This window comes from Brevundimonas balnearis (assembly GCF_042434805.1).
GTDB classification, from domain to species: domain Bacteria; phylum Pseudomonadota; class Alphaproteobacteria; order Caulobacterales; family Caulobacteraceae; genus Brevundimonas; species Brevundimonas balnearis.
Genome location: NZ_JBHLSW010000003.1, coordinates 450811 through 473037 on the forward strand (window position 1 = coordinate 450811; position 22227 = coordinate 473037).

Annotated in this window: 28 protein-coding genes; 21 read left to right on the top strand and 7 right to left on the bottom strand. The window is 71.1% G+C overall.

The window, feature by feature from the left end:
• Positions 1-8 precede the first annotated feature (8 nt).
• Both ACFFGE_RS03300 and ACFFGE_RS03305 read left to right on the top strand, forming a co-directional pair.
• A complete protein-coding gene (locus ACFFGE_RS03300; protein WP_376834264.1) occupies positions 9-407 on the top strand; it encodes a DUF1489 family protein in 399 nt (132 codons plus the stop codon).
• A 159-nt stretch (positions 408-566) separates the two neighbouring features.
• Entirely contained in the window at positions 567-1898 is a 1332-nt protein-coding gene (locus ACFFGE_RS03305; RefSeq protein WP_376834266.1) for an MATE family efflux transporter, read from the top strand.
• Here the strand turns inward: ACFFGE_RS03305 and ACFFGE_RS03310 are convergent.
• The 4 genes from ACFFGE_RS03310 to ACFFGE_RS03325 form a co-directional block, all read right to left on the bottom strand.
• Positions 1895-2797 carry a cobalamin biosynthesis protein CbiG gene (locus tag ACFFGE_RS03310; RefSeq protein WP_376834267.1) on the bottom strand — a complete coding sequence of 301 codons (903 nt, stop codon included), beginning with the start codon at positions 2795-2797 and terminating at the stop codon, positions 1895-1897. The genes ACFFGE_RS03305 and ACFFGE_RS03310 overlap by 4 nt on opposite strands.
• An 85-nt stretch (positions 2798-2882) precedes the next feature.
• Complete coding sequence (locus tag ACFFGE_RS03315; protein WP_376834269.1) at positions 2883-3398, bottom strand: hypothetical protein; 516 nt, start codon at positions 3396-3398, stop codon at positions 2883-2885.
• The gene (xth, locus tag ACFFGE_RS03320) at positions 3398-4177 is read right to left on the bottom strand and encodes an exodeoxyribonuclease III (protein WP_376834271.1); all 780 of its coding nucleotides are present in this window, start codon (positions 4175-4177) and stop codon (positions 3398-3400) included. The genes ACFFGE_RS03315 and xth overlap by 1 nt, the downstream gene beginning before the upstream one ends.
• 113 nt (positions 4178-4290) lie before the next feature.
• Positions 4291-5598, bottom strand: a complete 1308-nt coding sequence (locus ACFFGE_RS03325) for a hypothetical protein (protein ID WP_376834273.1) — start codon at positions 5596-5598, stop codon at positions 4291-4293.
• 133 nt (positions 5599-5731) lie between these two features.
• Between ACFFGE_RS03325 and ACFFGE_RS03330 the strand changes: the two genes are divergently transcribed.
• From ACFFGE_RS03330 to ACFFGE_RS03360, 7 genes are read left to right on the top strand one after another with little or no spacing between them, the layout of a single operon-like run.
• Positions 5732-6802 carry an MBL fold metallo-hydrolase gene (locus ACFFGE_RS03330; RefSeq protein WP_376834275.1) on the top strand — a complete coding sequence of 357 codons (1071 nt, stop codon included), beginning with the start codon at positions 5732-5734 and terminating at the stop codon, positions 6800-6802.
• Positions 6799-7572, top strand: coding sequence for an enoyl-CoA hydratase (locus tag ACFFGE_RS03335; RefSeq protein WP_376834277.1), 774 nt, complete (start codon positions 6799-6801; stop codon positions 7570-7572). Before ACFFGE_RS03330 ends, ACFFGE_RS03335 begins: the two co-directional genes overlap by 4 nt.
• 57 nt (positions 7573-7629) lie before the next feature.
• Entirely contained in the window at positions 7630-8115 is a 486-nt protein-coding gene (locus ACFFGE_RS03340; protein ID WP_376834278.1) for a GNAT family N-acetyltransferase, read from the top strand.
• Positions 8116-8156: 41 nt separating this feature from the next.
• The gene (locus tag ACFFGE_RS03345; protein ID WP_376834281.1) at positions 8157-8714 is read left to right on the top strand and encodes a DUF1285 domain-containing protein; all 558 of its coding nucleotides are present in this window, start codon (positions 8157-8159) and stop codon (positions 8712-8714) included.
• Complete coding sequence (locus tag ACFFGE_RS03350) at positions 8711-9352, top strand: CoA pyrophosphatase (RefSeq protein ID WP_376834283.1); 642 nt, start codon at positions 8711-8713, stop codon at positions 9350-9352. The genes ACFFGE_RS03345 and ACFFGE_RS03350 overlap by 4 nt, the downstream gene beginning before the upstream one ends.
• Entirely contained in the window at positions 9349-10551 is a 1203-nt protein-coding gene (locus ACFFGE_RS03355) for a CCA tRNA nucleotidyltransferase (RefSeq protein WP_376834285.1), read from the top strand. The genes ACFFGE_RS03350 and ACFFGE_RS03355 overlap by 4 nt, the downstream gene beginning before the upstream one ends.
• On the top strand, positions 10548-11243 hold the full coding sequence (locus tag ACFFGE_RS03360) for a type 1 glutamine amidotransferase (protein ID WP_376834287.1): 696 nt from the start codon (positions 10548-10550) through the stop codon (positions 11241-11243). Before ACFFGE_RS03355 ends, ACFFGE_RS03360 begins: the two co-directional genes overlap by 4 nt.
• A gap of 60 nt (positions 11244-11303) precedes the next feature.
• Here ACFFGE_RS03360 and rplA read toward each other — a convergent pair whose 3' ends face one another.
• Both rplA and rplK read right to left on the bottom strand, forming a co-directional pair.
• Positions 11304-11993 carry a 50S ribosomal protein L1 gene (rplA, locus tag ACFFGE_RS03365; protein ID WP_376834289.1) on the bottom strand — a complete coding sequence of 230 codons (690 nt, stop codon included), beginning with the start codon at positions 11991-11993 and terminating at the stop codon, positions 11304-11306.
• Between the two features lie 4 nt (positions 11994-11997).
• Positions 11998-12429, bottom strand: coding sequence for a 50S ribosomal protein L11 (rplK, locus tag ACFFGE_RS03370; RefSeq protein ID WP_376834291.1), 432 nt, complete (start codon positions 12427-12429; stop codon positions 11998-12000).
• 148 nt (positions 12430-12577) lie between these two features.
• Between rplK and ACFFGE_RS03375 the strand changes: the two genes are divergently transcribed.
• From ACFFGE_RS03375 to ACFFGE_RS03390, 4 genes are read left to right on the top strand one after another with little or no spacing between them, the layout of a single operon-like run.
• Complete coding sequence (locus ACFFGE_RS03375) at positions 12578-13018, top strand: DUF3429 domain-containing protein (RefSeq protein WP_376834293.1); 441 nt, start codon at positions 12578-12580, stop codon at positions 13016-13018.
• A 9-nt stretch (positions 13019-13027) separates the two neighbouring features.
• A complete protein-coding gene (locus tag ACFFGE_RS03380) occupies positions 13028-13639 on the top strand; it encodes a TIGR02466 family protein (RefSeq protein ID WP_376834295.1) in 612 nt (203 codons plus the stop codon).
• 47 nt (positions 13640-13686) lie between these two features.
• The gene (gene mnmA, locus ACFFGE_RS03385; protein WP_376834297.1) at positions 13687-14889 is read left to right on the top strand and encodes a tRNA 2-thiouridine(34) synthase MnmA; all 1203 of its coding nucleotides are present in this window, start codon (positions 13687-13689) and stop codon (positions 14887-14889) included.
• Entirely contained in the window at positions 14882-15442 is a 561-nt protein-coding gene (locus ACFFGE_RS03390; RefSeq protein ID WP_376834299.1) for a hemerythrin domain-containing protein, read from the top strand. Before mnmA ends, ACFFGE_RS03390 begins: the two co-directional genes overlap by 8 nt.
• Here the strand turns inward: ACFFGE_RS03390 and ACFFGE_RS03395 are convergent.
• Positions 15439-15930 (bottom strand): winged helix-turn-helix transcriptional regulator, encoded by a 492-nt coding sequence (locus tag ACFFGE_RS03395; RefSeq protein ID WP_376834301.1) that lies wholly within the window; start codon positions 15928-15930, stop codon positions 15439-15441. The two genes, ACFFGE_RS03390 and ACFFGE_RS03395, sit on opposite strands and share 4 nt — an antisense overlap.
• A gap of 170 nt (positions 15931-16100) precedes the next feature.
• Between ACFFGE_RS03395 and ACFFGE_RS03400 the strand changes: the two genes are divergently transcribed.
• The 8 genes from ACFFGE_RS03400 to ACFFGE_RS03435 all read left to right on the top strand — a co-directional run bounded on the left by ACFFGE_RS03400 (position 16101) and on the right by ACFFGE_RS03435 (position 22177).
• The gene (locus ACFFGE_RS03400) at positions 16101-16937 is read left to right on the top strand and encodes an acyl-CoA thioesterase (RefSeq protein ID WP_376834303.1); all 837 of its coding nucleotides are present in this window, start codon (positions 16101-16103) and stop codon (positions 16935-16937) included.
• A gap of 57 nt (positions 16938-16994) precedes the next feature.
• A complete protein-coding gene (locus ACFFGE_RS03405) occupies positions 16995-18176 on the top strand; it encodes an acetyl-CoA C-acyltransferase (protein ID WP_376834304.1) in 1182 nt (393 codons plus the stop codon).
• A 14-nt stretch (positions 18177-18190) separates the two neighbouring features.
• A complete protein-coding gene (locus tag ACFFGE_RS03410) occupies positions 18191-19066 on the top strand; it encodes a 16S rRNA (uracil(1498)-N(3))-methyltransferase (RefSeq protein ID WP_376834305.1) in 876 nt (291 codons plus the stop codon).
• Positions 19067-19135: 69 nt separating this feature from the next.
• Positions 19136-20497: a glutamate--cysteine ligase gene (locus ACFFGE_RS03415; RefSeq protein WP_376834307.1), complete on the top strand. Its 1362-nt coding sequence runs from the start codon at positions 19136-19138 to the stop codon at positions 20495-20497.
• Between the two features lie 58 nt (positions 20498-20555).
• On the top strand, positions 20556-20840 hold the full coding sequence (locus ACFFGE_RS03420) for a 2TM domain-containing protein (protein ID WP_376834309.1): 285 nt from the start codon (positions 20556-20558) through the stop codon (positions 20838-20840).
• Between the two features lie 37 nt (positions 20841-20877).
• Positions 20878-21132 carry a type II toxin-antitoxin system ParD family antitoxin gene (locus tag ACFFGE_RS03425; RefSeq protein WP_376834311.1) on the top strand — a complete coding sequence of 85 codons (255 nt, stop codon included), beginning with the start codon at positions 20878-20880 and terminating at the stop codon, positions 21130-21132.
• Positions 21129-21431, top strand: coding sequence for a type II toxin-antitoxin system RelE/ParE family toxin (locus ACFFGE_RS03430; RefSeq protein WP_376834313.1), 303 nt, complete (start codon positions 21129-21131; stop codon positions 21429-21431). The genes ACFFGE_RS03425 and ACFFGE_RS03430 overlap by 4 nt, the downstream gene beginning before the upstream one ends.
• Positions 21428-22177 carry a DUF72 domain-containing protein gene (locus ACFFGE_RS03435; RefSeq protein ID WP_376834315.1) on the top strand — a complete coding sequence of 250 codons (750 nt, stop codon included), beginning with the start codon at positions 21428-21430 and terminating at the stop codon, positions 22175-22177. The genes ACFFGE_RS03430 and ACFFGE_RS03435 overlap by 4 nt, the downstream gene beginning before the upstream one ends.
• The last annotated feature ends 50 nt before the right edge of the window (positions 22178-22227 follow it).

A 22227-nucleotide genomic window follows, 5' to 3' on the forward strand; every position in this document is an offset into this window, starting at 1 on the left:
TGCGGCCCATGCCGCTGCACATGATCAAGCTCTGCGTCGGGGTCTCGGACGTCGCGTGGCTCGAGACGCGCGCCCGGACCGGGCGCCCCTTGGTCATCACCACCCGCATGACGCCGAAGCGGGCCGCGGAGATCGAGGACGGCGGCTCCTTGTACTGGGTCATCAAGGGCGCCGTGCTGTGCCGCCAGCCGATCCTGGACATCACCACCCATGGTGAAGGCCGAACCAGCCATTGCGACATCACCCTTGCGCCCGAGGTGATCCGCACCGCGCCGCTGGCGCGGCGCCCGTTCCAGGGATGGCGCTATCTCGAGGCCAAGGAGGCGCCGCCGGATCTGACCTCGGCGGAGGCGACCAGCCTGCCGGACGATCTGGTCAGGCAGCTGCGCGAGCTCGGGGCTTGGTGAACAGTGAGCGAGAGGTGAGCCGAGGGGTGAATCGTGAGCGATGGGTAGTGCTTCGGCTGATTGGCCTATATGGGCCGGGCCCGACCTGAACCTGACCTCTGTCGCAGGGGCGTCCCGGCTCACTCGTCACCCCTTCGCTCACCCCTCGCTCACCACTCCATGTCCCCCGCCGTCCGCGCCACCACCCGTGAACTCCTGACGCTGGCCTGGCCGGTGGTGCTGGCGCGCATCGGCATCATGGTCATGGGGCTGACCGACGCCATCGTGGTCGGGAACTATTCCGCCGAGGAGCTGGGATTTCACGCCATCGCCTGGGCGCCGACCTCGGTGGTGGTGACGACCGCCGTCGGGCTGATGCTGGGCGTGCAGGTGATGACGGCCCGGTTCATCGGCGAGGGGCGACAGGAACAGACGGGCGCGGTCCTACGGCGCGGCTTGGTCTATGCGCTTCAGATCGGCGTCGGGTCCATGATCGGGCTGATCGTGCTCGGCCCCTGGGCGCTGTCGCAGGCGGGGCTGGAGGATGGTTTGGCGGAGGGCGCGTCGCCGGCCCTGATCGTCTTCGCCCTGTCGATGCCGGTCTATCTGGTCTACGTCGCCTGCCAGTTCTTCCTGGAGGCCCTGTCGAAGCCCAAGCCGGGCATGATCGCCATGTGGGTCGCCAATGCGGTGAACCTGGGCCTCAATCTGGTGCTGGTGCCGGACCTGCTCGGGCTGGGCGTGGACGGGGCGGTGGCCTCGGCCTGGTCGACCTTCGGCGCACGGCTGGCGCTGATGCTGTTCCTGGTCTGGATCATCCTGCGGCTGCCGGAGGCGAAGGGCCTGAACATCTTCGCCAAGCCGCGGCCCGATCCGGTCGCGGCGCGCGAACAGACCCGCGTGGGCCTGGGCGCCGGCGCCTCCTATTTCGTCGAGGTCGGGGCCTTCGCCGCCATGACCTTCATCGCCGGACGGATCGGCGGGGCGGAGACGGCCGCCTGGGCCATCGTGCTGAACATCGCCGCGATCGTCTTCATGGCGCCGATGGGCCTGTCGTCGGCCACGGCGGTGCTGGTGGGCCGGGCCTATGGCGCGCAGGACCGCGCGGGCGTGCTGAGGGCGGGGCTGGTCGGGCTGGCGGTCGTGGCGGCCCTGACGTTCGTGGTCGCGCTGGCGATCTGGCCGACCGCGCCGTGGGTCATCGGGGCCTATAGCCGCGAGGCGACGCTGATCGCCATCGCCGTGCCGGCGCTGGTGCTGTCCACCCTGTTCTTCGTCGCCGACGGCATACAGGTGGTTGCGGCCCAGGCGCTGAGGGCCGCCGGCGACGTCTGGTGGCCGACGGCGATGCACGTGGTCAGCTATGGGCTGGTGATGCTGCCGCTGGGCTGGATCTTCGCCCTGACGCTGGGCCTGGGCGTGGACGGCATCGTGTGGAGCGTGATCGTGGCCAGCCTCGTGTCCGCCGGGCTGCTGACGGGCCGGTTCCTGCGCGTGGCGCGGCGGGTCTAGACGGTCAGGATCCAGCCCTCTTCGCCCTCGACGCGGGCGATGAGGTCGTCGCTCGCGCCCTTGGGCGGGCCGAAGGCGGGACCGAGCAGGCCCTTGTCGTCCATCTCGGCCAGCGCCATCGCGGTGGTCCGCACCTGGGCCTGGTCCTTGAACTCGCCGGGCTCGGGCCGGGTCGGATAGAGCGACGGCCAGACCTCGGCGACGACCAGCGACAGGGGCTCGACGTCGGCTGCGGTCAGAGCGCGCCAGCCCGTGCCGAACGGCCAGACGGCGCCCGAGGCGCCCGCCTTGTCCAGCAGGCGTCGCACGGCCGGGATCCCGACCAGGGTCTGGCCGCCGACGACGCCGGCGCCGTGCATCTGCCAGACGCTCTTGGGCTGAAGCTTGCCCTTCCTCGCCGCGTCCTCGGTGGCGCGGAACTCCGGGATGTCGTGGGCCGCGGTCGGCTTGGTCGCGGTCAGCCAGCGCTGCGTCTGCTTGGCCGGCGCGCCCCAGAAGGGCCAGGCCTGATCGGTCATCAGCCGGTTCATCTTGGCCGCGACCTGATAGCGGTTGTTGGTGTTGTCGGGCTTGTCGACCACGTTCTGGGCCAGGAACTTCCAGGTCTCGGACCAGGCCGGCTCGCCCTTCAGGCCCAACCGCGCGGCCGTGCCCGCCGGGAAGCCCAGGCAGAAGTCGAAGCCCGCCAGGACGCGGTCCCCGCGCTTTCTGTGATCGGCCAGGAGGGAGGCCAGCAGCGCCTCGGCCTCGGCGCGCGTGGCGACGTTGTGGGTCTCGGCGTAGAGGCGGAAGCGCACGTCGCGCTTGGCCACGCCGATCCACAGGGACTGATCGCCCAGCTTCTTCGTCTCGGCGGCGGTCCAGTCGGCGATGATGACGGCGTCGAACAGGCGGGCCACGAAGGCTCCTTGGGCGAAACTGCGGGGAACGGTGGCGGCGGTTTAGCTCGCCGGAGACGCGAACGAAAGCGGGGCCGCGCGATCGTCAGCCCTGTTTGGTCAGGGCCTCGACATGGGACAGCCAGCGCCGGCCCAGCCGGAGCGCCTCGGGCGGCGTCGAGGGCTCGACGGGGACGCGGACGTCGTAGAGCGACAGTTCGAACTCCGGGTGACGGGCGTCGGCGAAGATCAGCCGCATCACCACCTGCGAGGCGTCCGGCGCCATGACGTCGAGCTCGCGGCGTTGTTCGCCGCGCCGGACGCGCGCGACCACGCAACCGTCGACGATGAGCTCGGCGCCGTCGACCTCCTCGAAGGGATACACCAGGCCCTCGGCGCCCCGGTCCCACAGCACGAGCGCCTGACCGGAGCTGAAATCCAGCGCGGCCGCCTTGCCTTCGGCGGGGGCGAAGGCCTCGGCCTCGGCGACGCGCCCGATCGCCTTGTCCATCGCCCGGCGCAGCCGACGAGCCGGCTCCATCCACCAGCCGAGCGCGAGCACGCCGGTGGTCAGGGCCGCGGCCGCCAGACAGATCAGCAGGATGAGGCGGAGCGCCTCCATCAGTCGGCGATCTCGACGACGACGGGGACGTGGTCGGACGGCTTCTCCATGTCGCGGGCGTCGCGGTGCGTCTCGATGCCGACGAAGCGGTCCGCCGCCTGGGCCGACATCAGGACGTGGTCGATGCGGATGCCGTGATCCCGCTGCCAGGCGCCGGCCTGATAGTCCCAGAAGGTGTAGGTCCCGTCGGGCTCGTTCCCCGCCTCGTGGGCGTCGGTGAAGCCCTGGAACTTCAGGGCGCGCCAGGCCGCGCGGCTCTCGGGCTGGAACAGGGCGTCGTCGGTCCAGGCCTTGGGATTGCGGGCGTCCTCCGGCTCGGGGATGACGTTGTAGTCGCCGCACAGCAGCAGCGCCTCCTCCAGGGCCAGGAGCTCAGCCGCGTGACGCTGGAGGCGCTCGAACCAGGCGAGCTTGTAGGCGAACTTCTCCGTGCCGATCGGATTGCCGTTCGGCAGATAGATCGAGGCGACGCGGACGGGCCGGGCCCCTTCGATCACCGCCTCGATGTAGCGGGCCTGTTCGTCGGACGGGTCGCCCGGCAGTCCGCGCCGAAGGTCGGACACAGGCAGCTTCGAGAGCAGCGCGACGCCGTTGTAGGTCTTCTGGCCGTGGGTCTCGACGTTGTAGCCCAGGCTCTCGAAGGGCTCGCGGGGGAACTTCTCGTCGACGCACTTCAGCTCCTGCAGGCAGAGGACGTCGGGCGAAGCCGCCTCGACCCAGGCCAGCACCGTCGGCAGCCGGGCGTTGACGGAGTTCACGTTCCAAGTGGCGATCCGCATCGGGGCTCCGGCGCTTGAGTCTTTGATCAGGTTAGCGCGCCCGCGCGTCGCGCAAAACAAAAGGCCCGCCGGATCGCCGGCGGGCCCCTGTCAGAGACGCTCGAACGGTTCGGTCAGAGCTCGCACTCGAAGCCGTACAGCAGGCGGGCGCGGGCGCAGATCATGACATCGCCGGCCGCGCGGGTCCGGTTGTGCGGGAACTGGCCGAACAGGCTGCGGTCGTCCTCGCACTTCACCTCGATGAAATCGCCCGTCAGATCGTCGGTGCGGCCATGCACCAGGAACTCGCGCACCGGGCACGGCATGTTCCCGGCGTCCATCTGGCGCTGCACCGCGGCCTTCACCTGGTCGGCGGTGGTGAGCTGGCAGTTGATCCGACGCAGGGTGGCGGTGACGCAGTCCAGCACCTCGCTGGAGTCGCCGCCGGCGGCCAGGAAGCCGACCACGCCGACGGGCTGAGCCGCGCAGACGAACTCCACCACGTCGCGCAGGTCGCCGGTGGTCTCGCGACCGATCAGCCGGCTGTCGCCGGGCTGGCAGTTCGGCGCCAGGCGCGACAGGGCCGCCGCGCGCGCGGCGCTGGCCTCGGCGAGGGCCGCGCTGGTGTCGACGAAGGTGCAGCCGCCGCCGATGTTCACCGCCTCGATGCAGGGAATGGCCCGATCCAGCGCGCCGTCGGCGAGCAGGGTGCGCAGGAAGTAGCCGTCCCCGCTCTCGCACTTCACCTCATAGAACTTGGCCTGCTGGTTGGCGCCGGCGACGCGGACCTGGGCGGGCACGCAGCCGGAGCCGATGGTCGGGTACTTGGCGGCGATCCAGGCGGTCTGCTCCTCCGGGGTGGTGAACCGGCAGGTGCGGGCGCCGGCCACCTCCAGGCAGGGAATGACGTTGCTGGCCGCGGCCGCGGTCTTGGGCACGTCGATCCAGTAGCCCTCGCTGCCGGCGCAGCCGATCTCGTAGCGGTCCTCGCCGGACGGCAGCTGTCCGATCCAGGCGGCCTGGTCGATCTCGCAGGAGACGTTGGAGGCCTGGGCCAGGGGGCGGATGGTGGCCAGGGCGTCGAGGTTGCGCTCCAGGGTGCACTGGGCGGCGCCTTCCTCGGTGGCCGACACGGCGAGGGCCAGGCAGTTGAACGCCTGGGTCGTCTCGCCCGAGATGAGCAGGTAGCCGGGACCGCTCTCGCAGGCGACCTCGTAGGCGGTGCCCGCGTCGTTCACGCCGAGCCGCTTGGCCTCGGACACGGAGCAGACCACGCCGGCGGCGGCGATCGCCGTCTGCGCGTCGGCCTGGACCTGCGCCGGATCGGCGGCGGGCTCGGCGGCCTGGCGGCGGCCGCGCGTCTGGGCGTCCGCGGGCGTCACGGCCATCACGAGGGCGGCGAGCGCGCCCAAGGCGAAGGATGAACTCAACTTGATCGACATCAGGCCTTCCTGGTTCTTCGTCCCGGCGCACGGTTGGCGCGGGCGGCGACGGGGGTCAAGCGCATGATCGAACAAAACTTTGACGACGGCGCGGCGAACGGGCAGTGTCGGCGCGTTGCGATTGGAGACTGACGTGGCCGACGGCCAGACCGCCCCGACCGACGCCTCCCGAGGCCTCGTCTACCCGTTCCAGATTCCGGCGGACGGCGCGGCCGCGCAGGTCGCCGACGGCGTGCTGTGGATGCGCGTGGCGCTGCCGATGGCGCTGAACCACGTCAATCTCTACGCCATCGAGGACGGCGACGGCTGGACGGTCGTCGACACGGGCCTGCGGACGCCGGACACCATCGCGTCGTGGGAGGCGCTGCTGGCGGGCCCCCTCGCCGGCCGGCCGGTGCGGCGGCTGATCTGCACCCACATGCACCCGGATCACATCGGCCTGGCGGGCTGGCTGTGCGCGCGGTTCGAGGCCCCGCTGCTGATGACGCGGCTGGAGTATGTCACCGCCCGCATGCTGCTGGCCGACGTCGGCCCCGCCCCGCGCGAGGGCGAGGTCTTCTACCGCGCCGCCGGATGGACGGACGACCAGATCGAGGGGTGGCGCAGGCGCTACGGCCTGTTCGGACGAGGGGTCGCGCCGCTGCCGCACAGCTATCAACGGTTGACGGATGGCGACGTGCTGAAGATCGGCGGCCGCGACTGGCGCGTCGTCGTCGGCGACGGCCACAGTCCGGAGCACGCCTGCCTCTGGCGGGAGGAGGACGACGTCTTCATCGCCGGCGACCAGATCCTGCCGCGCATCTCGTCCAACATATCGATCTGGCCGATCGAGCCGGACGCCGACCCGCTGGGCGACTGGCTGCGGTCGATCGACAAGCTGGAGGCGCTGCTGCCGGAGGACCTGCTGGCGCTGCCGTCCCACGGCGAGCCGTTCACCGGCGTTCTGACCCGGCTGGAGCAGCTGCGGCGCGGACACGACGTCTCGCTGAAGCGGCTCGAGCGCAGCCTGAAGGCCCCGAAGCGTGCGATCGACGTGTTCGGCAGCCTGTTCGCCCGCCCCGTCGACGACGGCCTCCTGGGCATGGCCACCGGCGAGGCGCTGGCCCACCTCAATCACCTGATCCGCCAGGGGCGCGCCGAGCGGACGCGCGACGCCGACGGCATGGACTGGTGGACCTCAACCCAAGACGGAGCCGACACGTGACCGACCACGTCCTGACCCACCTGTCCGACGGCGTGCTGAGCGTCAGCCTGAACCGGGCGGACAAGAAGAACGCCATCACCCAGGCCATGTACACGGCGCTGGCGGAGGCGACCGAGCGCGCCCAGACCGATCCGGCGGTGCGGGTGATCCTGTTCCGGGGCGAGGGCGACGCCTTCTCGGCCGGAAACGACATCGGCGACTTCATCGCCCTGGGCTCCCAGGCGGCCGGGCCGGACGACATGCCGGTGTTCCGCTTCCTGAAGGCCCTGGCCCATCTGGAGAAGCCGGCGGTGGGGGCGGTCAGGGGCCGCGCGGTCGGCATCGGCCTGACGTTGCTGCTCCACTGCGACATGGTGGTGGTGGCCGAGGACGCGCTGCTGTCGGCGCCCTTCATCAATCTGGCGCTGGCGCCCGAGGCGGCGTCGAGCCTGTTGTTGCCCGCCATCGTGGGCCACCCGCGCGCGTTCGAGATCTTCGCCCTGGGCGAGCCGATCACGGGGGCGAAGGCCGAGGCCTGGGGCCTGGCCAACCGGGCGGTTCCCGCCGGTCAGGTGGACGAGACGGCCCGCGAGCTGGCGGCCAAGCTGGCGTCGCGCGCCCCGAATTCGATCCGCAAGACCAAGGCCCTGATGCGCGACGCCGAGCGCATGTGGTCCCTGATGCTGCGCGAGGGCGAGGCGTTCGGCAGCCAGATGCGCAGTCCCGAGGCGATGGAGGCCTTCATGGCCTTCCAGCAGAAGCGCCAGCCGGTGTTCGACAAGGCGAGCTGACGTCGTCGCGCGATCGCGATTGCGCGGCCCGGCGTGAAGCCCTAAGGGCGCGCGGCCATGCTCGCGCCCGCGTCCACGACCTCCTTTCTGATCACCCCGGAAACGCCGGACGACGCGGCGCGCGTGGAGGCCGTCGTCACCGCCGCCTTCGGGCCCGGACGGTTCGCCAAGACGGCGGAGCGGCTGCGTGAACGCGCGGCGTTCGCGGCGGGCTTCACGGCGGCGGACGCGGGACGGCTCGTGGGATCGGTCCGCATGTGGCGCATCCGGATCGGAGACACCCCCGCCCTGTTCCTCGGCCCCATCGCGGTGGAGGAGAGCCACCGCAAGGCCGGCCTCGGCGCGGACCTCGTCGCCGCCTGTCTGGACTGGGCGCGGTCGCAAGCGGCGGCGGGCGTCCTGCTGGTCGGCGACGCTCCCTATTTCGGCCGCTTCGGCTTCGAGACGGCCGGGGACGTGCGGCTGCCGGGGCCGGCCGATCCGCGCCGGGTCCTGTGGCTGTCGCTGAGCGGCGCGACGGCGATCGGGGACGTCACGGCCTGAGGGCGCTTCAAACCGGGCGCGACGCACCCTAGCTTGGGCCCATGGCGCAGAGCGGCACGGCGGACGGACTGGCGGCGGCGGCGAAGGCGGCGCGGGAGGCCGCGCGCGCCGGACGCGGGCTGCCGCCCGTCCATCTGTGGAACCCGGAGCACTGCGGCGACATCGACATCGTCATCCGCGCCGACGGGGTGTGGATGCACGAGGGGTCGCCCATCGGGCGGGCCGAGCTGGTGCGGCTGTTCTCCACCATCCTGCGGCTCGATCCCGACGGCTATCGGCTCGTGACCCCCGTCGAGAAGCTGAGCATCCGGGTGGAGGACCTGCCGTTCCGGGCCGTCCTGATGCGGCGGGAGGGCGAGGACCTGATCTTCACCACCGACGTCGGGGACGAGGTCCGGGCCGACGCCGAGCATCCGATCGAGGTGTCGGTCGATCCGGCGACCGGAGAGCCGCGTCCCAGCCTTCACGTACGGCGGGGCCTGAAGGCCCGGATCGCCCGCAGCGTCTTCTACGAGCTGGTCGAGATGGCCCAGCTGAGGGACGGGCGGCTGTCGGTGCGCTCGGGCGGCGCGAGCTTCGACCTGGGGGCCGCCGCATGACGGGCGAGGCGTTGCGCGCGCGCCTGATCGCCGCGCTCGACCCGGTGGAGAGCTGGAGCCCGGAGCGCCGCGCGGGACGATCCGACTACGACCTGAACCCGGACGCGACCCGACGGCCGCCGGGCGAACTGAGGCCCGCGGCCGTGCTGGTGCCGGTCCTGCCGCGGCCGGAGGGCGCCGCCGTCGTCCTGACCCGTCGCGCCGACGAACTGACGAGTCATTCCGGGCAGGTGGCCTTCCCGGGCGGACGGCTGGATCCCGGCGAGACCGCGGTGGACGCCGCCCTGCGGGAAGCCTGGGAGGAGGTCGGGCTGGACCCGGCGCGGGTCGAGCCGCTCGGCCTGTCGGACGCCTATGAGACGGTGACGGGCTTCATCGTCACGCCGGTGATCGGCTGGGTGGCGCGGCCGGTGGAGTTGCGGCCCTCCCCGAGCGAGGTGGCCGAGATCTTCGAGCCGCCGCTGCAGTTCCTGCTGGACCGCGCCAATCACCGAGAGGACCACTACGACGCCGACGACGGCCGCCGCCGGCGCTTCTGGGCCATGCCCTGGGAGGGGCGCTACATCTGGGGGGCCACCGCCGGGATGCTGCGCGCCCTGGCCCTGCGTCTGGACGCGGCCGGCGAGGCCGCCGCGTGACCCGCCTGACCGGCCAGCCCTGGCTGACCGCGCCCGCCACGCGCGCGGTGCTGGACGCGCTGGAGGCCGAGGGCGGGGCCGGCTGCGCCCGCTTCGTCGGCGGCTCGGTCCGGAACGCCCTGATGGGCCGTGCGGTCGACGACGTGGACATCGCCACCCCCCTGACGCCGGAGCGGGTGATCGCGGCCCTGGAGCGCGCGGGGCTGAAGGCCGTGCCGACGGGAGTGGAGCACGGCACGGTCACGGCGGTGGCTGAGCGGCGGCCGTTCGAGATCACCACCCTGCGCCGCGACGTCTCCACGGACGGACGGCGCGCGACCGTGGCCTTCACCGACGACTGGGCCGAGGACGCGGCGCGGCGGGACTTCCGCCTGAACGCGCTCTACGCCGACGGCGACGGCCAGGTGTTCGACCCCACGGGGCTGGGCGTCGAGGACGCGCAGGCGGGCCGGATCGTCTTCGTCGGCGAGCCGGAGCGACGCATCCGCGAGGACTATCTGCGCATCCTGCGCTTCTTCCGCTTCATGGCCTGGTACGGCCGGGGCGCGCCGGACGCCGAGGGTCTGGCGGCCTGCGCCGCGTTGAAGGACGGCCTGAAGCAGCTGTCGGCCGAGCGGGTGTCGAAGGAGCTGCTGAAGCTCCTGTCCGCGCCCGATCCGCGCCGGGCGGTCCAGGCCATGGCCGATGCGGGCGTGCTGGCCGAGGTGCTGCCGGAGGTCGGCGATCTGGCCCGGTTCGCGGCGTTGAGCGTGGAACACGACGACCCTCTGCTGCGGCTCGCCGCGCTGCTGCCGGACGAGGCGGCGGGCGCCGAGGCGGTGGCGCGGCGTCTGCGGCTGTCGAACGCGCAGCGGGCGCGGCTCGTGGCGGCGCTCGATCCGTCCGCGGCGGTGCGTCCGACGATGGGACCCGAGGCCGGGCGCGCGGCCCTCTATCGGCTGGGGCGGGAGACGGCGCTGGATCGGCTGGCGCTGGCGGAGGCGGTGGAGGGAGCCGCCTCACCCGCCCTGCGTCGCCTGTTCGAGACCTGGCCGATCCCCCGGATGCCGGTGGGCGGCGCGGACCTGGCCCGGCTCGGCGTGGCGCCCGGGCCGGAGACGGGACGGCTGCTGAAGCGGTTCGAAGAGGACTGGATCGCGGCAGACTTCCCGGCCAGCGGACATGCGGCGCGACTTCAACAGCTTCTGGAGACCCCTTGACCCGCATCGCCATTCTGGAGACCGGTCGTCCGCCCGAGCTGCTGCGGGCCGAGTTCGGCGGCTATCCCGACATGTTCGGCGCCCTGCTGGGCGAAGGCTTCGAGACGGAGGTTTTCGACGCGACGACGGGGGCCCTGCCCGATCCCGACGCCTTCGACGGCGCGATCATCACCGGGTCGCCGGCGGGGGTCTATGAGGACCACGCGTGGATCCCGCCGCTGCTCGACTGGATCCGGGCGGCGCGGGGCCGGCTCAGGCTGGTGGGCGTCTGCTTCGGCCACCAGGCGATGGCCCAGGCGCTGGGCGGCCGGGTGGAGAAGTCCGAGCGCGGCTGGGGCGTGGGCCTGCACGCCTATGAGATCGCCGACCAAGCCGAGTGGATGAGCCCGCCCGCGCGCCGGATCGCCATTCCGGTGTCGCACCAGGATCAGGTCGTCGTCGCGCCGCCGGACGCCCGGGTGATCGCCCGCAGCGACTTCACGCCCTACGCCGGCCTCGCCTACGGCGACGACGCGATCAGCTTCCAGTGCCACCCGGAGTTCAGCCCCGCCTTCGCCGCCGCCCTGTACGAGGGGCGCCGGGGACGGATCGCGGCGCCGCTGGTCGATCAGGCGTTGCGAAGCCTGGACACGGGCCAGGACGACCGCGCGACGGTCACGCGCTGGATCCGGACCTTCCTCGGCCGCGCCTGAAACGAGAACGGCCCCGGAGATCGCTCTCCGGGGCCGCTTCGAAGTGGGATCAGGGATCGATCAGGCGTTCAGCGACGCCGGGTCGATCTTGAAGCCCGGGCCCATGGTGGACGACAGGCTGATCTTCTTGACGTAGGTGCCCTTGGCCCCCGACGGCTTGGCGCGGTTCAGGGCGTCGACGAAGGCCTTCACGTTGGCCTCCAGGGCGTCCTGGGTGAAGCTGGCCTTGCCGATGCCGCCGTGCACGATGCCGGCCTTCTCGACGCGGAACTCCACGGCGCCGCCCTTGGCGTCCTTGACCGCCTGGCCGACGTTCGGGGTGACGGTGCCGACCTTCGGGTTCGGCATCAGGCCGCGCGGGCCCAGCACCTTACCCAGACGACCGACCAGGCCCATCATGTCCGGGGTCGCGATGACCCGGTCGAACTCCATGAAGCCGCCGTTGATCTTCTCGAACAGGTCCTCGGCGCCGACGTGTTCGGCGCCGGCGGCCCTGGCCTCATCGGCCTTGGCGTCCTTGGCGAAGACGGCGACGCGGACGTCGCGGCCGGTGCCCGAGGGCAGATTGACCACGCCGCGGACCTGCTGGTCGGCGTGACGCGGATCGACGCCCAGGTTGACGGCGATCTCGATCGTCTCGTCGAACTTGGCCTTGGCGTTGTCCTTGACGGCCTTGATGGCGTCGTTGAACGGCATCAGCGCCTCGCGGTCGCCGGTCCAGGCTTGAATGCGCTTGGGTTGCTTGGCCATGAGCTTAGCCCTCCACCACTTGCAGGCCCATCGCGCGGGCCGAGCCCTCGATGATCTTGGACGCGGCGTCCAGATCGTTCGCGTTGAGGTCCTTCATCTTCTTTTCGGCGATCTCGCGCAGCTGGGTGCGGGTGATCTTGCCGGCGGTCTCGCGGCCGGTCGCCTTGGCGCCCGACTTAATCTTCGCGGCTTCCTTCAGATAGAAGGTGGCGGGCGGGGTCTTGGTGACGAAGGTGAAGCTCTTGTCCTGATAGACCGTGATGACGGTCGGCAGGGGCGTGCCCTTGGGTTCCTTCTCGGTGCGGGCGTTGAACTCCTTGCAGAAGCCCATGATGTTGACGCCGCGCTGACCCAGCGCCGGGCCGATCGGCGGCGACGGGGTGGCGGAGCCGGCGGGCACCTGCAGTTTGATGTAGCCCAGAATCTTCTTGGCCATCGGTCTCTCCTATGAAGCGGCGAAGCTAATCGCCACGGATGAGCCGTGGTGCGGCATGGCGGCCTCCCACGGATTTACGCGCCCCGGACGGGTGGTCCGAAGCGCGAGCGCGCGCCTATACAGGCTTCTCAATCCCAGGGCAAACGCCATGACCGAAGCCTCGACCGCGATTCCCCGCCCCGCCCTGCTGCTGGGCTGGGCCGGGGTGATCCCCTTCGCCGCCTTCGCGCTCGCATCGGCTCTGGAGGTGCGCCTGCCGGGGCTCAGGCCCGAGCCGGTGCTGATCGCCTATGCGGCCGCGATCCTGTCGTTCATGGGCGGGGCGCAGTGGGGCCTGGCCTCGGCGGAGGCGAAGGTTGACGGCCAGCGCCTGGCGGTGTCGGTGATCCCGGCCCTGGTCGCCTGGGCGGCGCTGCTGCAACCGCGCGAGGTCGGTCTGACGCTGTGTCTGGTCGCGTTCCTGGCTCTTCTGGCCTACGACCTGCTGACCGTCCGCCAGGGACGCAGTCCCGGCTGGTACGGCGCGCTCAGGCTTCAGCTCACGGGCGCGGTCGTGGGGTGCCTCGCGCTGGCTCTCGTGTTCGATTAAGCGGGGCGCATGAGCCTTCGTCCCCTCTTCGTCACCCAGGTCTATGAGGCGACGCTCGCAGAAGACCCGGACTTCGCCGAGCTGAACGGCGCGCTGGCCGACATGTGCCGGGTGCTGGCCCAGGAAGACGGGGCCGGCCGCACCTGGTGCAAGGCGCACGCCTATCGCGGCTACACCTCCTACGGCTCCCTGACCGACCTGCCCCGGCGCTTTCCGGAGTTCGCCGAGTTGAAGCGGCGGCTGGACCGGCATGCGGCGACCTACGCCCGCGCCCTGAACTTCGATCTGGCGCGGAAGCCCCGGCTGGACAATCTGTGGGTCAACATCCTGAAGCCCGGGGCCGGCCACAGCGGCCATATCCACCCGCACGCGATCCTGTCCGGCACCGTCTATGTGGAGACCCCGCCCGGCGCCTCGGCGCTGAAGCTGGAGGATCCGCGTCTGGCCATGATGATGGCGCGGCCGTCGGTCCGCCCCGACGCGCCGATCCCCGAACAGCCCTTCGTCTATCTGACGCCCCAGCCCGGCACGGTCCTGATGTGGGAAAGCTGGCTGCGCCACGAGGTGCCGCCGAACGCGGCCAAGTCGGAGCGCATCTCGATCAGCTTCAACTACGGCTGATCGGCCCCGCCCTCGAAATCGGCGCCGTTCGCGCCTAAATGGCGGCCATGTCGCTCGTCGAGCCCATCTGCCCGGTCCCGACCATCGCCCCCGCCGATATGGACGGGGCGGTCGAGGCCGCGCGCGCGGCGGTCGGGCTGCCAGTCGGCGCCCGCGTCGTGGCGGCGATGTCCGGCGGGGTGGACTCCACCGTCGTCGCGGCGCTGCTGGCGCGCGCGGGATACGACGTCGTGGGCGTGACGCTGCAGCTCTACGATCATGGTGCCGCGCTGAAGAAGAAGGGCGCCTGCTGCGCCGGTCAGGACATCCACGACGCGCGTCTGGCGGCGGACACCATCGGCATCCCGCACTATGTGCTGGACTACGAAAGCCGCTTCCGCGACGCGGTGATCGACCAGTTCGCCGACAGCTATCTCAGGGGCCAGACGCCGGTCCCCTGCATCCGCTGCAATCAGACGGTGAAGTTCCGCGACCTGCTGGACGTCGCCCGCGACCTGGGCGCGGACGCCATGGCGACCGGGCACTACGTACGCCGCGCGGTCGGTCACGACGGGCGTCCGCAGCTGAGGAAGGCGATCGATCCGGCGCGGGACCAGTCCTACTTCCTGTTCGCCACGACGCCCGCACAGCTGGACTATCTCCGCTTCCCCCTGGCCGATCTGGAGAAGCCCCAGGTGCGGGGTGTGGCGGCGCAGCTGGGTCTGAAGCTCGCCGCCAAGCCGGACAGCCAGGACATCTGCTTCGTGCCGAGCGGCGACTATCGCACCCTGATCGACCGGCTTCGGCCTCAGGGGCGCGAGGCGGGCGAGATCGTGCACCTGGACGGCCGGGTGCTGGGCGCCCACGCGGGGATCACGGACTACACCATCGGCCAGCGGCGCGGGCTGAACGTGGCGGTCGGCGAGCCCCTGTTCGTCGTGCGGCTGGAGCCGGAGACGCGGCGCGTCGTCGTCGGCCCGCGCGAGGCGCTGCTGACCGCGTCCCTGACGCTGGAAGAAGTCAACTGGCTGGGGGACGAACCCTCGCTGGACGCTGCGGCCGAAGCCGGCCGGCCGGTGCTGGCCCGCGTGCGCTCCACCCGCCAGCCGTCGCCGGCGCGCCTGCGGCGCGACGAGGGCGGCCCCGTGGTCGTCTTCGACCAGGGCGAGGAAGGCGTGGCGCCGGGCCAGGCCTGCGTGCTGTACGATCCGGCCGATCCGGACCGGGTGCTGGGCGGCGGCTTCATCGCGACGACCCGCGGCCTTGTCTGATCCGTTGCAGCTGGGCGTCCGGAGCGGGCTGCCCGAGGCGATGCGCTTCCTGCTGCCGGCACGGCCGCGCGACACCTGGGGTGGGGACGACCTGCATCCAACCGCGCGTTTCTGGCTGCGGATGCACGACGGCTTCCGCGCCCAGCAGGCGGAGATGGAGCGGCTGACGACGGCGGTCCGGGCCGGGAACGCCGACGCGGCGACCACGCACCCGCGCCTGATCGGGCTGCTGGGCGGCTTCCTGCAGCACCTGGATCACCACCACCGGATCGAGAGCGGTCACTACTTTCCGCAGTTCAGGACCATCGAGCCCCGCGTGGCCGAGGGTCTGGCGCTGCTCGACGCGGACCATGACGTGGTCCACGGCCGGCTGGAAACTTTGCACGCCAGGGGGCTGGCCTATCACCAGGCGGTGCTGGGCCGGTCCCCGGACGCACGGGACGCCCTGCTCGTGTTCGCCGACACGCTGGAGGCCGCCACGCCCCTGCTGGACCGCCACCTGGACGACGAGGAAGAGATCGTCATCCCGCTGATCGCGACGCGCGGCGGCTAGGCCGCCTCTTCCCTTGGCAGGACGTCGCCGACGGTCGGGCGGTCGGCGGCGATGGTCAGGCGGATGTCGCGGGGCTTCACGATCTCGCCGCAGCAGGCGCAGGCGATCTTCGGCTCGAGCGTATGGCCGCAGGTCTTGTGCACCATGTCGACGCCGCTGTCGGCCTCGCCATAGACGTGCTTGGCGCCCCAGCCGTGCAGCGTCACCAGCACGCCGTACAGGTCCTTGCCCTTGGCGGTCAGAACGTACTCGTTGCGGGGCGGGCGCTCGGAATACAGGCGCGGCTCCAGCACGCCGTGCTGCACCAGGCTCTTCAGACGGGCCGCCAGCACGTTGCGCGCCACGCCCAGCCGCTCCTGCCACTGTTCGAACCGGGTCAGGCCGTTGAAGGCGTCGCGGATGACGAGCAGGGTCCAGGGATCGCCGATGACCTCGAGCGTCGCGGCGATGGAACAGGACTGGCGGGAATAGTCTGCGGTGCGGCCCATGGACCGAAAGTGACCCTGCGTCAGCCATTTGGCAAGTGGGTTGCCAATCCGAACCCAGCAGGTAAGTATTGAAACGCAACGGTGTGGCGTCCCCGCGCCGTTCGCGTTCCTCACCTGCGGCCGGCCGATCCCGTGCTAGATCGCCGGCCGACTTCCTGTGCGGAGAGATGATGACCGAGGTCACGCTGGAGACCGCCTTCGCCCTCGACGCGGCGGACGACGGGCTGAGCGCGCGCGTGTCGCCGCGGTTCTCGAACGCGCCCCTCTCCATGCCGGCCGAGCGCGGCGGGCCGTTCGGCGGCCTGATGGCGGCGCTGGCGACGCGGGCGGCGCGGGACGGCCTCGCGATCGAGCCGCCGCTCCGGTCGCTGACCGTGCAGTATGTGGCCGCGGCCGCCTTTGACGCGCCGGTGCTGTTCCGGCCGCACCTGACCCGGGGCGGCCGTTCGGCCGCCTTCGCCACGGTCGCGGCGACCCAGGGCGACCGCCATATCCTGAGCGCACTGGCGACGTTCGGGCGGGAGTTCTCCGGCCCGACGCTGACGCCGCTGCGCCGCGCGCCGGGCGGTCCCGAATCGCTGCCGTCCCTGCCGCTGGATCCGCGCTACGGCCCCTGGTTCACCCCTTTCATGGAGTACCGCTTCGAGGACGGGCCCAAGCTGTTCGGCCACAATCCGCCCGACGATCCGACGCTCAGGGTCTGGGTCCGCATCGCTGACGGCGCGCCTCTGGATGAGGCGCGGCTGTGCTTCCTGCTGGACGGGGTCTATCCGACCTACTGGACCGCCCTGCCCGCCCCGCCCGCGATCGCCGCCAGCGTGGACCTGAGGATCGACGTGCTGAAGCCGATCACGCCCGATACAGCGCCGGACGGCTGGGTGTTCTTCGAGTACGCGACGCGGGACCTGGGCGGCGGCTGGGCGGTGGAGGACGGCGGCGCCTTCGCCCGTGGCGGCGCGCCGATCGCCCTGGTGCGCCAGCGTCGGAAGCTGTCGGCCGTGCGATAGCGCCGCTTGCCATTCGTGGCCGCCCTCCCCTAATCCGCGCCCAAAGAGAGGTTCCTCATGTCCGATCCGGTCGTCATCTGCTCCTTCGCCCGCACGCCGATGGGCGGCTTCCAGGGCGCGCTGTCCGGCGTGAAGTCGACCGAGCTGGGCGCCGCGGCCGTCAAGGCGGCGGTGGAGCGCGCGGGCGTCGAGGCCGAGCGGATCGAGCAGATCCTGATGGGGTGCGTCCTGCCGGCGGGCCTGGGCCAGGCCCCGGCGCGCCAGGCGGCGATCGGCGCCGGACTGGGCCTGCATGTCGAGGCGACCACGCTCAACAAGATGTGCGGCTCGGGGCTTCAGGCCGCCGCCATGGCGCACGACGCCCTGGCGGCCGGAACCGTCGACGTGATCGTCGCGGGCGGCATGGAGTCGATGACCGGGGCCCCCTACCTGATGGCCAAGCACCGCGGCGGAGCCCGCATCGGCCACGACGTGATCAGTGACAGCATGTACCTGGACGGGCTGGAGGACGCCTACACCCCCGGAAAGCTGATGGGCGCCTTCGCCGAGGACACGGCCCGTCAGTACCAGTTCACGCGGGAGGCGCAGGACGCCTACGCCATCGAGAGCCTGAACCGGGCGCGCAAGGCGACGGAGACCGGCGCCTTCTCCGCCGAGATCGTGCCGGTGGAGGTCACGACCCGCAAGGGCGTGGACGTGGTCAGCCAGGACGAACAGCCGATGAAGGCCGACCCGGCCAAGATCCCGAACCTGAAGCCCGCCTTCGCCAAGGACGGCACGATCACGGCGGCCAACGCCAGCTCCATCTCCGACGGCGCCGCGGCGCTGGTCATGACGCGTGAGAGCGTGGCCAGGGCGCTGAACCTGCCCATCGTCGCCCGGGTCGTCGCCCACGCCGCCCACGCCCACGAGCCGTCGCTGTTCACCACCGCCCCCGTGCCCGCGATGCAGAAGGCGCTGAAGAAGGCCGGCTGGTCGGTCGAGGATGTCGATCTGTGGGAGGTCAACGAGGCCTTCGCCGTCGTGCCCATGATCGCCATGCGCGAGATGGACATCGACCACGCGCGGCTGAACGTGAACGGCGGGGCCTGCGCTCTGGGGCACCCCATCGGCGCGTCCGGCGCGCGGGTCATGGCCACCCTGCTGGCGGCGCTGCAGGCCCACGGCAAATCCAGGGGCATGGCGTCGCTCTGCATCGGCGGCGGCGAGGCCCTCGCCATGGCCGTCGAACTGGCCTGATAGCGAACGAGCCGATGATCCGGCTGCACGTCACGAGCGAGCTCGCGCCCGGCGCGGCGATCGCGCCGACCCTGGAGCAGTCGCGCTATCTGACCCAGGTCATGCGGCTGAAGACCGGGGACGCCCTGCTGGTCTTCAACGGGCGGGACGGCGAGTGGCGCGCCGTCGTGGCCGAGGTGCTGAAGAAGGGCGTGATCCTGCGCGCCGAAGCCAGGATGCGCGAGCAGATCACACCGCCGGACGTGGAACTGCTGATCGCCACGGTGAAGAAGTCGGCGCTGGAGTTCGCGGTTGAGAAGGCGACCGAGCTGGGCGTCGCGCGCATCCGCCTGATCACCACCGCCCGCACCCAGCCTCAGCACCTGCGGCTGGATCGGCTGGACGCCATCGCCGAGGAGAGCGCCGAGCAGACGGGACGGATGGACGTGCCCGCCGTGCTGGATCCCGAAAGGCTGTCGGCGGTGCTGGACGGCTGGGACCCGGCGCGGCGGCTGATGTTCTGCGACGAGACGGGCGGGCCGCCGGCGATAAGGGCGCTGCTAGAGCCCTCCCCCTCGATGGGGGAGGGTTGGGTGGGGGTGGATCCGCAATCGTCGAAGCATGAGGCGCGAGAGGCGAGGGCGTCTGGAGATCAGCGCCTCATGCGCCACGACGACGAGTACGGTGCGAGCACCCCCATCCCCGACCCTTCCCCCATCGAGGGGGAAGGGAGGAAATGGGCCATCCTGATCGGTCCCGAGGGCGGCTTCACGCCGGAGGAGCGAGAGCGCCTGCGGGGCCTGCCCTTCACCACGCCCGTGTCCTTGGGACCGCGCGTGCTTCGCGCCGACACGGCCGCGGTCGTCGCCCTGACCCTGTGGCAGGCCACGCTCGGGGACTGGGAACGGTAGCCCCACCGACGACCCTCTTGAGCGGCGACGCTTTCCCGCCCATCTAGCCGCGACACTCGGGGATTCCGCATGACCGACCAGGCGCCGCTCTCGCTAGACGATCTCGTCGGCGTCATGGCCAAGGGCATCAAGCCGCGTGAGCAATGGCGGATCGGCGCGGAGCACGAGAAGTTCGGCTTCGACCGCTCGACCCTGCGGCGCCCGACCTACGACGGCCCCGGCGGGATCCGCGAGATGCTGGACGGCCTGACGCGGTTCGGCTGGGCGCCGGTGCGCGAGGGCGACAAGGTCATCGCCCTGGAGCGGGTCAACGGCGAGGGCTTCACCGCCTCGATCAGCCTGGAGCCCGGCGGTCAGTTCGAGCTGTCGGGCGCGCCGCTGACGACCATTCACGACATCTGCAACGAGACCGGCCAGCACCTCCTGGAGGTCAAGCAGGTCGCCGACCAGCTGGGCCTGGGATTCCTGGGCCTCGGCTTCGATCCGATGTGGCGCCGCGAGGACATCCCGGTGATGCCGAAGGGCCGCTACGACATCATGCGCGCCTACATGCCCAAGGTCGGGTCGATGGGCCTGGACATGATGCTGCGGACCTCGACGATCCAGGCGAACCTGGACTTCGAGTCCGAGGCCGACATGGTGGAGAAGTTCCGCGTCAGCCTGGCGCTGCAGCCGGTGGCCACGGCCCTGTTCGCCAACAGCCCCTTCACCGAAGGGCGGCCGAACGGCTTCCTGTCGGCGCGGGCCAACGTCTGGACCGACACCGACGGCGACCGGACCGGGATGCTGAACTTCGTCTTCGAGGACGGCTTCGGCTTCGAGCGGTACGCCCAGTACGCCCTTGACGTGCCGATGTACTTCGCCAAGCGCGACGGGCGGTACGTCGATCTGGCGGGCCGGTCGTTCCGCCACTTCATCGACGGCGGGCTGGACGAGCTGCCGGGGGAACGGGCCACGCTGAAGGACTGGGGCGACCACCTGACCACCCTGTTCCCGGAGGTGCGGCTGAAGTCCTATCTGGAGATGCGCGGCGCCGACGGCGGACCCTGGAGCCGCATCTGCGCCCTGCCCGCGCTGTGGGCCGGCATCCTCTATGACGCGCCGTCGCAGGCGGCCGCGTGGGACCTGTGCAAGGACTGGGACGTGGAGGACCACGAGCGTCTGCGCAGGGACGTGACGCGTCTGGGCCTGCGCGCCGAGGTGGGCGGACGGATCCTGCGCGACGTCGCCGTCGACATGGTCGCCATCGCCAAGCAGGGCCTGAAGAACCGCGCGCGCTTCTCGGGCGGGATGGTGGACGAGCGCGGCTATCTGGCCGAGCTGGAGGACATCGCCGATTCCGGCGTGACCCCGGCCGAGCGCCTGCTGGATCTGTATCATGGCGACTGGGCCGGCGACGTCAGCCGGGTCTATCGCGACTTCGCCTACTGATCTTCCGGCCGTCGCCGATCGGCGCCATCCTCGGCCCGGGAGCATGACGGGGGACCCCATGACCGACGACGAAGCCTCACTGCGGGAAACGGCCGAGCGGCGCGCCGCCGCGCGGATGAGCGTGCAGGCGCATCTTCTGACCTATGTGCTGGTGAACGCCGGCCTGATCGGGCTGGACTGGTTCGTGGACGGCAGGGTGGACTGGGCCTTCTGGTCGCTGTTCGGCTGGGGCATCGGGCTCGTCGCCCACGCGGTGAGCGTCAGCTACAGCCTGTCCGGCGCCCATGAGCGCACCGTGGAGCGCGAGATGGAGCGGCTGCGGCGCCGGCAGCGCGGCGGGTAGTCGTTGACAAACTTTGCCAAGGGGTGAGACTCGCGCCATGGCGACGATGAACATCTCCCTGCCCGATCAGATGAAGGCCTGGGTCGAGGCCCAGTCCGCCGACGGCCGCTACGCCAACGCCAGCGACTATGTCCGGGACCTGATCCGCCGGGACCAGGTCCGGGCGGACAAGATCGCCCAGATGCAGCGGCTGATCGACGAGGGCCGGGCGTCGGGCATCAGCGACCGGACGCCCCGCCAGATCTTCGAAGAGGCCAAGGCCGAGTTCGAGCGTAGCAAGGGCGCGGCGTGAGCTACCGCCTCTCGCGGGAGGCCGACGATGATCTCTCGGCGATCTTTTGGGACGGGCTTGAGCGCTTCGGCGCCGCTCGAACCGAACGCTATCTGGAAGAGCTGGAGAAGCTTTTCGCTTTCCTGGCCGACTTCCCTGACGCCGCCAGATTGCGGACCGAGATCGACCCGCCGGTCCGCGCCTATCCGCACGAAGCGCACATGATCCTGTACGAGACCGAGGGGCCAGACATCGTCATCGTCCGCATTCGATTCGCGCGCGAGAACTGGATCGCCGCCCCCTATGGAGACGCGCCATGACCCACCCCATCCGCGTCGGCGTCGGCGGCTGGACCTATGAGCCGTGGCGCGGCGTCTTCTATCCGGAGAAGCTGAGCCAGAAGAAGGAGCTGGAGTTCGCCAGCCGGGCCCTGACCTCCATCGAGATCAACGGCACCTACTATTCGACCTTCAAGCCCGACAGCTGGATGAAGTGGCGCGACGAGACGCCGGACGGCTTCGTCTTCTCGGTCAAGGCCAGCCGCTACTGCACCAACCGCAAGGTGCTGGCCGACATGGGCGAGTCGATGGACCGGTTCCTGGGCCAGGGACTGACCGCGCTGGGCGACAAGCTCGGCCCCGTGAACTGGCAGTTCATGGGCACGAAGCGATTCGACGCGGAAGACTTCGAGGGGTTCCTCAAGCTCCTGCCCGAGGAGCGCGACGGGGTGCGCCTGCGTCATGCGCTGGAGGTGCGCCACCCCAGCTTCGACACCCCCGCCTTCTTCGATCTGGCGGCGAAGTACGGCGCCGCCATCGTCTACGCCGAGGACGACGAGGCGCCGGAGTGGCCGCGCATCGACCAGCCGACCGCCGACTTCACCTACGCCCGGCTGATGTCCAGCCGGGAGGAGGAGCCGACCGGCATGACCTCGGGCGAACTGGACGCGGTCGCGGACCGCGCGCGAGCCTGGGCGAAACGCGGCGAAGTCTTCGCCTACTTCATCGCCGGCGCGAAGGTGCGCAATCCGGCGGCGGCGCAGGCCCTGATCGAACGGCTGACGTAGTTGCGACGGCGGGCCGGCGACCTATGTGCAGCCGAGCCGTTCCGCCCCCC